Origin of the sequence: Paracoccus beibuensis (assembly GCF_026162625.1) — a bacterium.
Taxonomy (GTDB): Bacteria; Pseudomonadota; Alphaproteobacteria; order Rhodobacterales; family Rhodobacteraceae; genus Paracoccus; species Paracoccus beibuensis.
In genome coordinates this window covers 13,222-21,828 of the sequence record NZ_JAOTBD010000029.1, presented here as the reverse complement: position 1 = coordinate 21,828, position 8,607 = coordinate 13,222, and the positions used below count along the sequence as shown (strand labels likewise).

7 protein-coding genes and 1 other RNA gene are annotated in these 8,607 nt (G+C 67.5%); 5 read left to right on the top strand and 3 right to left on the bottom strand.

The genetic code is table 11. The annotated features are described in order from the left end of the window. Positions 1 to 24 precede the first annotated feature (24 nt). The 5 genes from OC159_RS15215 (at position 25) to OC159_RS15195 (ending at position 6,049) form a co-directional block, all read left to right on the top strand. Positions 25 to 1,746, top strand: a complete 1,722-nt coding sequence (locus tag OC159_RS15215; RefSeq protein WP_265502023.1) for a type I secretion system permease/ATPase — start codon at positions 25 to 27, stop codon at positions 1,744 to 1,746. Further along, entirely contained in the window at positions 1,736 to 3,046 is a 1,311-nt protein-coding gene (locus tag OC159_RS15210) for an HlyD family type I secretion periplasmic adaptor subunit (protein ID WP_265502022.1), read from the top strand. The genes OC159_RS15215 and OC159_RS15210 overlap by 11 nt, the downstream gene beginning before the upstream one ends. Before the next feature lie 75 nt (positions 3,047 to 3,121). After that, positions 3,122 to 4,099 (top strand): Bug family tripartite tricarboxylate transporter substrate binding protein, encoded by a 978-nt coding sequence (locus OC159_RS15205; protein ID WP_265502021.1) that lies wholly within the window; start codon positions 3,122 to 3,124, stop codon positions 4,097 to 4,099. A 14-nt stretch (positions 4,100 to 4,113) separates the two neighbouring features. Beyond that, the gene (locus OC159_RS15200; RefSeq protein WP_265502020.1) at positions 4,114 to 4,560 is read left to right on the top strand and encodes a tripartite tricarboxylate transporter TctB family protein; all 447 of its coding nucleotides are present in this window, start codon (positions 4,114 to 4,116) and stop codon (positions 4,558 to 4,560) included. 1 nt (position 4,561) lies between these two features. Next, positions 4,562 to 6,049 carry a tripartite tricarboxylate transporter permease gene (locus OC159_RS15195; RefSeq protein WP_265502019.1) on the top strand — a complete coding sequence of 496 codons (1,488 nt, stop codon included), beginning with the start codon at positions 4,562 to 4,564 and terminating at the stop codon, positions 6,047 to 6,049. Positions 6,050 to 6,059: 10 nt separating this feature from the next. Here OC159_RS15195 and ssrA read toward each other — a convergent pair. From ssrA to OC159_RS15180, 3 genes are all read right to left on the bottom strand, one after another. Next, positions 6,060 to 6,415, bottom strand: a transfer-messenger RNA (tmRNA) gene (ssrA, locus tag OC159_RS15190). Between the two features lie 3 nt (positions 6,416 to 6,418). After that, positions 6,419 to 7,507 (bottom strand): glycosyltransferase, encoded by a 1,089-nt coding sequence (locus OC159_RS15185; protein ID WP_265502018.1) that lies wholly within the window; start codon positions 7,505 to 7,507, stop codon positions 6,419 to 6,421. A gap of 57 nt (positions 7,508 to 7,564) precedes the next feature. Then, positions 7,565 to 8,578: a phosphoribosyltransferase family protein gene (locus OC159_RS15180; RefSeq protein ID WP_265502017.1), complete on the bottom strand. Its 1,014-nt coding sequence runs from the start codon at positions 8,576 to 8,578 to the stop codon at positions 7,565 to 7,567. Positions 8,579 to 8,607 lie beyond the last annotated feature (29 nt).

The following is an 8,607-nucleotide window of genomic DNA, read 5'->3' as shown; positions in this document are numbered from 1 at the left end:
ATCATCTTTCAAGGAACAGCTGCCGTGAAGAACCCAAAGCCCCCGACCGTCAGGCGCAGCATCAGCGCCTTTCGCCTTGCCTTCGTGGCGATCTTCGCCATCAGCGCGGTGCTGAACCTGCTGATGCTGACCGGCCCCATCTTCATGCTGCAGGTCTATGACCGGGTGCTGGCCAGCAACAGCGTGCCGACGCTGCTGGCGCTGGCGGGGATCGCGATCCTGCTCTACCTGGTCAGCGGCATGCTGGACATCCTGCGGCTGCGGGCGCTCAACCGGATCGCGATGGGCGTCTATGCGCGCCTGTCGGGTCCGACCTTCAGCGTCAACCTGCGCATGCCGATCCTGATCGGCCGGGCCGCTGCGGGCGTCAGCCCGTCGCGCGACCTGGACGCGATCCGCCGCTTCCTCGGCTCGCCGGGGCCGGCGGCGATCTGCGACCTGCCGTTCATGCCGTTCTATTTCCTGATCATCTTCCTGTTCCATCCCTGGATGGGCATCCTGGCCGTGGCGGGCGGGGCCGCCATCTTCGTGCTCGTGGTCCTGAACGAGATCCTGTCCCGCACGCCGTCCAAGCAGCTGTCCGAAAGCAGCGGGCTGCAGTCGGCGCTGATGTCGACCGCCCGCCGCAATGCCGAGGCCATCAACGCCATGGGCATGGGGGACAGCCTCGGCACGCGCTATTCCGCAGCGGTCGAGCGGCACTACCTGCGCCAGCAGGCGGTGTCGGATCACGGCAACCTCTTCTCATCGATCATCAAGACGCTGCGTCTGATGCTGCAATCGGCCATGCTGGGCCTCGGCGCCTACCTCGTGATCTATCAGGAGGTCTCGCCCGGCGTCATGATCGCATCATCGATCATCATGGCCCGCGCCTTGGCCCCGATCGAGCAGGCCGTGTCGCAGTGGCCCGCCTTTGTCGCCTCTCGCCAGGCGACGGTGCGTCTGGACCAGGCGCTGCAGGCCTGCGCCCAGTCCGCCGCGACCGCCGGGCTTCCGGCCCCCACCGTCGATCTGCGGGTCGAGGGGCTGGCGACCGCCGCGCCGGGATCACAGGCGCCGTTCCTGCAGAACGTCGCGTTCGAGCTGAAGGCCGGCGACGGGCTGGGGGTCGTCGGCGCATCGGGGTCGGGCAAGTCCAGCCTGGCGCGCGCCCTTGTCGGCGTCTGGCCGTCGATGGCGGGGTCGATCCGCCTGGACGGCGCCACATTGGACCAGTGGAGCGACGGGGAACGCGGCCGCTTCATCGGCTATCTTCCCCAGGACGTCGAGCTGTTCGACGGGACGGTGGCCGAGAACATCTGCCGCTTCTCCTCGGAGCCCGACATCGACCAGATCCTGCAGGCCGCCAATGCCGCCGGCATCCACCACATGATTGCCGGCCTGCCCGACGGCTATCAGACGCAGATCGGCGACAGCGGCAATTTCCTGTCCGGTGGTCAGCGCCAGCGTCTCGGCCTGGCGCGGGCCCTTTACGGCAACCCGTTCCTGCTGGTCCTGGACGAGCCGAACTCGAACCTCGACACGCTTGGCGAACGCGCGCTGACCGACGCGCTCAAGGCGGTCAGGGCGCGGGGCGGCATCGTCATCGTGATCGCGCACCGCCCGGCCGCGCTGGCCGCCGTCAACAAGACGCTGATGATCCAGAACGGCACGCAGGTGCAGTTCGGCGACCGGGACGAGGTGTTGCGCAAGGTCGTGCCCGCCAACCGGGTGCCCGCACAAAGGAGACAGCTCGATGCGGTATGAACAGATCGACCGGTCGATCACCCGGTCCCTGCGCCGGCAGATCCTGGGCGCCTTCGCGATCTCGATCATCCTGGTCGGGGGAACCGGCAGCGTTGCCGCCGTGACCGAGATCAACGGGGCGGTCGTCGGCCACGGCAAGCTGATCGTCGAAGGCCGGCCGAAGAACGTGCAGCACCTGGACGGCGGCACCATCCGAGAGATCCTGGTCGAGGAAGGGCAGACGGTCGAGGCGGGTCAGATCCTGTTCCGCCTGGACCCCACCGTCGTCGAGGCGAACCTGGAGATCGTGAACGACCAGATCTCGACGCTCGAGGCCGAGCGGCTCCGGCTTGAAGCGGAACTTCTGGAGGAAACCGAGATCGACTTCCCCGAGGCGCTGCTGGCTGCGGAAAGCCCGCGCCTGCGGGCCCTGGTCAAGGGCCAGCGCGACCTGATGGCCGCCCGCCTGGCCGCCCGCGCCGGGCAGCGTGCCCAACTGACCGCACAGATCGCACAGCTGCGCAGCAAGATCGGCGCGCTGGAGGCGCAGCGTGACGCCACCACCCAGGCCGTCGTCCTGGCGGACGAGGACCTGGCCGACAAGCAGTACCTGTCGGACCGCGGCCTCGTCTCGGACGGTGATCTTCGGGCGGCCAAGCGCGAACGGGCCGACCTTGATGCGCAGATCGCGTCGCTGGATGCGCAGCTGGCCGAAACCGGGGACGAGATCCTGACGCGCGAGCTGCAGCACGCCCAGATCGACGAGGTGTTCCGGGAAGAGGTCCTGACCCGCCTTGACGAAGTCCGTGCCGAACTGGCCCGGTTGCAGCAGGAACGGATCGCGGCGCTTGACCGGCAGGACCGGCTGGCCGTCCGTGCGCCGATTGCCGGCGGTCTGCACGAGCTGGCGGTCCACACGCGTGGGCAGGTGGTGTCTCCGGGCGAGCGGCTTGTGACGCTGATCGCGCAGGGCGACCGCCTGGTGGTCGAAACCCGGCTGCCACCGCAGGACGTGGACCAGGTGCATCGGGGCCAGGTGGCGCGGCTGCGCTTCTCCGGGTTGGACCAGCGCGTGACGCCGCAGGTCAACGCCAGCGTCATCGACGTGTCGCCGGATGCCAGCACCGACGAGGCGACGGGCGCGACCTACTTCCTGGCGCGGCTGGCGGTCGACGCGGACCAGATGGCCCGGATCGAGGGGTCGGTGCTTCGCCCCGGCATGCCGGTCGAGGTGTTCATCCAGACGCAGTCGCGCACGATCATGTCCTATCTGGTCAAGCCGATCGTCGATCAGGTCCAGCATGCCTTCCGCGAGGGCTGACGGTCTTTGCATTGACGCGGCGCGCCGAAAGGTCGAACAAGCGGACAACGTCAACATTCCGGGGGAAACCTTGCCATGACCGACCTGCGCCGCAGCCTTGCCCTTGCCAGTCTTCTGGCGGGGGCGTTCGTCACCTCGGCCGCCGGCGCCCAGGATTGGCCGGCCGAGCCGGTGCATGTCTTCGTTGGCTTCCCAGCCGGGTCATCGCCCGACACCATCGCGCGGCTGGTGGCCGAACCGCTGGCCGAGGCGATGGGCCAGCCGGTCGTGGTCGAAAACAAGCCCGGCGCCGGCGGCGTCATCGCCATCCAGCAGATGCTGGCGCGCGGCAACGACGACTACAGCTTCGGCATCAACATCAACGGGCCGCTGACGACCGCGCCGCGGCTGATCGCTGACCTGGGCTATGACCCGGTGGCCGACATCGCGCCCGTGGGCCTGATCGCGACCAGCCCGCTGGTGCTGGCCGTCGGTGCGGACTTTCCGGCCGACGACGTGCAGGGCTTCATCGACGCCGCGGCCGAGCCCGAAGCGATCAGCTATGGCTCGGTCGGCGAAGGGTCGGGGGCGCATCTGACGGCGGAGCTGTTCGCCGATGCGGCGGGTGTCCAGCTGTTCCACATCCCTTTCCAGAGCTATGCCGAGGTCACAACCTCGATCCTGGGCGGAGAGATCGACAGCGGTTTCATGGCACCCTCGGCCGCGCTGCCGCATGTCGAAGCGGGAACAATGAAGATGCTGGGCATCACCTCGGCCGAGCCCTTCGCGCAGGTGCCTGATGTGCCGGTCCTGGCGGGGCAGGCGGGCCTTCCCGACGATTTCCGGGCCGAACTGTGGAACGCGATGATCGCACCTGCCGGCACCGATCCTGCCATCGTGGAACGCCTGAACGCCGAGCTGAACAAGATCCTGAAGAACCCCGAGGTTCAGGACAGGCTGCTGGCCATGGGCTGGCAGGCGCAGCCCGGCACATCCGAGGACCTGGCAGAGCGCATCACCGACGACACCGCCATGTGGGGCGGCGTGATCGACCGGACCCAGGCGGCGAACTGATCGCGGGAGTTGCGATGCGACGGGACCTGTACGATGCCGCCTGGGGCGGCGTCCTGGCGCTGCTGGGACTGGCCGTGGCGGGCTGGGCGGCCAGCAACTATGACTTCGGCAGCCTGCGCCGGATGGGGCCAGGCTTCTTTCCTGTTGTGCTGGGCCTGGTGCTGGCGGCGCTTGGCGCGCTGATCGCGGTGCCGGCGCTTGCCCGTCGCGGCACGCAGCGCCACTTCGCCTGGCCCGAGACGGTGGGCGTCGTCGGTTCGCTGCTGATCTTCGGGTTGCTTCTGAACCGCGCCGGCCTTGTGCCCACCACGGCGCTGACGGTGCTGACCGCATCGGCCGTGGCGCCGCGCCCCGGCATCATCTGGCGGCTGGTGCTGACCGTTGCCGTCACCGCGCTGACGTGGGTGCTGTTCATCGGCGGCCTGGACATGCCGATCCCTGCCTGGCCGCGGAGCCTCTGACATGACTACCCTCGAGGGCCTCTCTCACGGGCTGACCGTCGCGTTGCAGCCGTCGGTGCTGATCTACAGCCTGTTCGGCGCGCTGCTGGGCACGCTGGTCGGCGTATTGCCCGGCATCGGCGCCATGGCAGCGATCACGCTGCTGCTGCCGATCACCTATTACATCTCGTCCGAGGCGGCGCTGGTCATGCTGGCGGCTGTCTATTACGGCGCGCAATACGGCGGGGCGGTGGCATCCATCCTGCTGCGCCTGCCGGGAACGCCGCAATCGGCGGTGACCACGCTGGATGGCTATCCGATGGCCCAGCAGGGTCGGGCGGGCGTGGCACTGTTCGCGGCAATGGTATCGTCCTTCGCCGGGTCGATGCTGGGGATCGTCATCCTTGTCGCGCTGGCGGGTTGGCTGGGACGACTGGCGACCAGCTTCGGTGCGGCTGAATATGCGGCGATGATGGTCATGGGGCTGGTGGCGGCATCGACCATCGGCGAAGGGCGGCCGGCGAAAAGCCTGTCGATGGTGGTTCTGGGCGTGCTGCTGGGCTGCGTCGGCACCGACGTGAATTCCGGCGTGCAGCGGTTCACCTTCGGCCAGGTGCAGCTTCTGGACGGGATCAACCTGGTGGCGCTGGCGATGGGCCTCTTCGGTCTGGCCGAGGTCATCGGCAACATCCGCAAGGCCGAGCGCGACGGCCCGCCGCCGCATGTATCGCTGCGCCAGCTGGTGCCCACGCGCGACGACCTGCGCCGCATGGTGGCACCGATCGGGCGCGGCACGCTTCTGGGCGGGTTCTTCGGGGCGCTGCCGGGAACGGGCTCCACCATCTCGTCCTTCCTGGGTTACGCGCTGGAGCGGCGCGTCGCGCGGCAGCCGGAACGCTTCGGCAATGGCGCGATCGAGGGCATCGCCGGTCCCGAGGCCGCCAACAACTCGGCCGCGATCACTGCCTTCGTGCCGACGCTGACGCTTGGTATCCCGGGTGATCCGATCATGGCGCTGATGCTGGGTGCGCTGGTCATCCACGGCATTCAGCCCGGCCCGATGATGCTGGAGGCCCATCCCGACATGTTCTGGGGACTGGTCGTCAGCTTCGGGATCGGCAACCTGTTCCTGCTGGTCCTGAACCTGCCGCTGATCGGTCTGTGGGTATCGATGCTGCGCATCCCGTTCCGCTGGCTTTACCCGGCGATCATCGTCTTCGTCTGCCTGGGCGTCTATTCCGTGCGCGGATCGACCTTCGACATCGTCATGGTCGCGGGCATCGGCGCCATCGGCTATGCGCTGGCGGTCGCGGCTTTCAGCCCGGCGCTGCTGCTTTTGGGGTTTGTTCTGGGCCCGCTGATCGAGACGAACCTGCGCCGTGCCCTGCTGGTGTCGCGCGGCGACCTGGTGACCTTCGTCGAACGCCCCGTCGCCTGCGGCTTCGTCATCGCGACGGCCGCGCTTCTGGCGCTGCCGCTGCTGAAGGGGCTGCGCAGGCGGAATGGCTGAAAAGGGGAAAGGTGCAGGATTCTGTTGCCAGGCTCCTGCGGGCCCCGCCTTACGCTGCTAAGCGCAAGGGCTTAGGTTTCGATCTTGCGGACTGCTTACGCAGCCAGCGCGACCGGAGCACGGTTGTCGTTGGCAACTGTACAATTTGCACCGATATCGGTGGTAGCTCACCGAGACAAAGCATAACCCCTTTAGACGTTCGTCGATCCTGTTTCGGCCCCATTGTCCCCCAACGAGGGTGATCTGGTGGAGCCGCCGGGTACCGCCCCCGGGTCCGATCCGCTTATTACGAGCGCGTTTATGTCCATAGTCCGGATTGCTCCGGACACCCCAGATATAGGGCAGGCGGACGGGCACCGCAAGATGGCGTCAGCCGGCCCGGCGGTCGCCCCAGGACGAGGCCGCGGCCTCGGTGATCGTGTCGAGGAACAGGGCGAACTGGTTGTCCAGCTGCATCTGCGGGCGCTTTGAAAATTCGAAGGCAGCGTCCGACAGCCGCTGGTAATGCGCCTGGTCCGACCAGAGCCGCCTGACCGCGTCTACCCAATCCCCCAGCGGGGCGTCGTAGTCCAGCACGACCCCGCCCTGGCCCACCGCTTCGGGAAGGCCGCCGCGGCGGGACCCCACGACCGGGATGCCGCTGCAATGCGCTTCCGATGCGACGCGGCCCCAGGCTTCTTCCCATTTGCTGGGCGCCAACAGGATCCGCGTCCGGCCATAGACGGTCTTCATGTCGTTCGTGCGGCCCTCGAGCCGGACGTTCTTCAGCGGGGCGATGGTCTTTTCGATCCGCGCGCGGTGATCGTCGTCCAGCTTCCAGCTTTCGACGAACAGGAACGGGATCTCGGGGCACTGCTCGGCGATGGCCACGGCCTTTTCGAACCCCTTTTCGGCATAGGGGTTGATCAGCGTGACGAAGTCCTTGGAGCTGCGGGTGCGGTACTGGACCGGATCGATCGTCGGCGGGATCACGATCGAGTCGATGCCGAACTTGTCCTTGTAGGCGCGGGCGGTGAATTCTGAATTCGCGATGTAGCGGGCCGAGGTAAGCTCCCTCAGGTCACCGGCCAGCTCGTGGAACTCGACGTTCCGCAGGTAGACGACCAGCGGCACGTTGCAGGCCTGAAGCGCCTTGCCGATGGGCACGGACTTGTGGCACTGCACCACCGCCACGTCTGGCTGCAGCTTGCGCGTGGCGAACTCGGCCGCCTCCCACGGGAACCATGCGCGGACGACGGGATAGCCCGGATAGTCGTCGATAACCGCGGGCTCGCGCGACAGCTTCAGCTTCGCGCGGCTCTTGAAGCCGAAGAAGCCGCCGCCGAACAGCGCCGCAAGGACGGCCGGCCGGTGTCCCGCCGCCTGCAGCTGCGTGGCCAGATGATGCGTGCTGGACTGGACGCCGCCGCTGAATTCGGGCGTATAGCCGTTGCCGCCTGCGAAAAGAACGTTGACCATGAACGCCTTACCTTCCTGAGATCGGGGACCCTGCGGGTCGTTCGTCGCGCGTCACCGTCATCCCTTCGACCGGATCAGCCGTTTCAGCGTCTGCAGGCCGCTTTCGCCCACCACGCTGCGCGTCAGGTTGCCAAGCCCCCCCTGCGCCATAGCGCGCCGCTTGAGGCCCGCAGGCAGGTTCTGGACCTTGCGCCGCACCGCGCCCGAGGATAGCGCGCCCGGGACGTGGATCTCGTGCGTTTCGACCGAAAGGACGGGCTTGCCGGACAGCTGCGCAATGGTCTGGGCCTGCCGGTCCTCGCTCTCGATAAACAGAAGCGCGTCGGACTTGCGATAGAAATCGGCCTTGAAGCTGCCATGCGCGCCAAGGCGCTGCCGCTCGACCTTGCTGGGCAGGTCCAGCATGACCAGCTGGCCGTATTCGATGCCCTGCCGCGCCAGCCAGGCCTCGGTCAGGTCGCGATACTTCTCCAGCCGGCTTGTCACCAGCCAACCCAGGCGGCGCGAGGTCGTGTGCAGCGGGATCGCCTCGGCCAGGAAGCGGCGGTAGGTCTCGCCATCGTCGTTCTCCTGCTCGGTCGGGTCCAGGCAAAGGACGCCGTCGATGTCGACGCAGGCCTTTTCCAGCATGACGTGGTGCATGAAGTTCCACTGGAACATCCGCGGGTGGGGGACCTTCTCGAAGATGAAGTCGGCCTCGGGGTGGCTTGTTTCGACGCCGTAGACGGCGGCAAAGATGATCTCGGCTTCAAGGCTGGCGGCGGCGACCTTCTGGCGCGCCTCGAGCATCGACTTGCCGCTGCCGATGCTGTCGTCCAGCACCAGGATCCTGCGGAGATCGCCCAGCCCGCGGTCGAGGCGCGCGGTCCGCTTGGTGCGACCCGAGGCATAGATGCGCCCGTCGATCAGCGAATCGAGGTCGGTCAGCGGGATGTTCGTCACCAGGCTGAGAAGGTTCGCGGCCAGGAGGCCGCTGCGGGGGATGCCCACCACCAGGTCGATGTCGCCCGGCAGGCGGTGCAGGTTGCCAATGATCGTGGCGTTCATGTCAGCCAGAGAGCGGTAGTTCATCTTCTCCATCCATGTTGACCGGCACCGGA

Coding starts and splice junctions, on each gene's coding strand:
- OC159_RS15185 (WP_265502018.1), bottom strand. CDS start 7,507: ATGGTCAACGTTCTTTTCGCAGGCGGCAACGGCTATACGCCCGAATTC.
- OC159_RS15200 (WP_265502020.1), top strand. CDS start 4,114: ATGCGACGGGACCTGTACGATGCCGCCTGGGGCGGCGTCCTGGCGCTG.
- OC159_RS15210 (WP_265502022.1), top strand. CDS start 1,736: ATGCGGTATGAACAGATCGACCGGTCGATCACCCGGTCCCTGCGCCGG.
- OC159_RS15180 (WP_265502017.1), bottom strand. CDS start 8,578: ATGAACTACCGCTCTCTGGCTGACATGAACGCCACGATCATTGGCAAC.
- OC159_RS15205 (WP_265502021.1), top strand. CDS start 3,122: ATGACCGACCTGCGCCGCAGCCTTGCCCTTGCCAGTCTTCTGGCGGGG.
- OC159_RS15195 (WP_265502019.1), top strand. CDS start 4,562: ATGACTACCCTCGAGGGCCTCTCTCACGGGCTGACCGTCGCGTTGCAG.